At 57.6% G+C, this 705-nt stretch carries 2 protein-coding genes; both read right to left on the bottom strand.

Annotated features, from left to right (window positions below):
* Positions 1-302: transposase (locus EII23_RS13240; RefSeq protein ID WP_260424719.1), on the bottom strand; the 302-nt coding region annotated here is incomplete at its 3' end.
* On the bottom strand, positions 274-705 hold a 432-nt coding region (locus EII23_RS13235; RefSeq protein WP_221620415.1), incomplete at its 5' end, for a transposase. The genes EII23_RS13235 and EII23_RS13240, both read right to left, overlap by 29 nt.

Genomic DNA, 705 nt, shown 5'->3' with positions numbered 1-705 from the left:
GCCTCAAGCAGGCCAAGACTTTTGTCCGATACCACCAGCCGGATCCGCTCAAGGCCACGTTCCCGCAAATACCGCAAAAATTGGCGCCAGCTTGCACTATCCTCACGCGCTCCCTCGGCCACGCCGAGAATTTCTCGAAAACCGCTGGTACTTACCCCGATGGCTACAAGCACCGAGACGTTTTGCACTTCTCCGGCCCAAGAGCGTTTAAGCCAAATGCCGTCCACAAAAACATAGGGATATTCTGCTTCAAGCGGACGTTGGCGCCATTCTTCAACTCGCGCGAAAATCTTCTGATTCAAATCGCTTATGGTGCTCGGGCTCACCCGACTGCCCCACAGAGCCGATGTCCTCCACCCGGCGCACGGAAACGCCAGCCAGGTACATTTGCGCTTCTTCCACCGAGCTTTCCCGGCGCCGGTATCGTTCGATTATTGCGGTTTCAAAGGGCACATGCCGCAGCTTGGGTACCTCAGTCCCGGCCTTGGTCTGCAAACCCCGCGCGTAGTAACCGGCACGGGTACTGGCGCGTTGCGCGTTACGCTCGTAGCGCTTGGCTTGGCACAGCGCATCGGCCTCCGCTTCCAGCAAGCCGTTAAGCGTTTCTTCAACGCTCTGTCGCACGACCTCAGACACATGCGACCGCAGCTCTTGCTCGTCCACGGCGATAACCGGAACTTTCTTTTTTCCCTGCTCCTTGGTAAA

The sequence above is a fragment of the Desulfovibrio sp. OH1186_COT-070 genome (assembly GCF_003860215.1).
GTDB lineage: Bacteria > Desulfobacterota > Desulfovibrionia > Desulfovibrionales > Desulfovibrionaceae > Desulfovibrio.
Note: the sequence above shows the minus strand (reverse complement) of the source record. Positions and strands in the feature narration are given on the sequence as shown.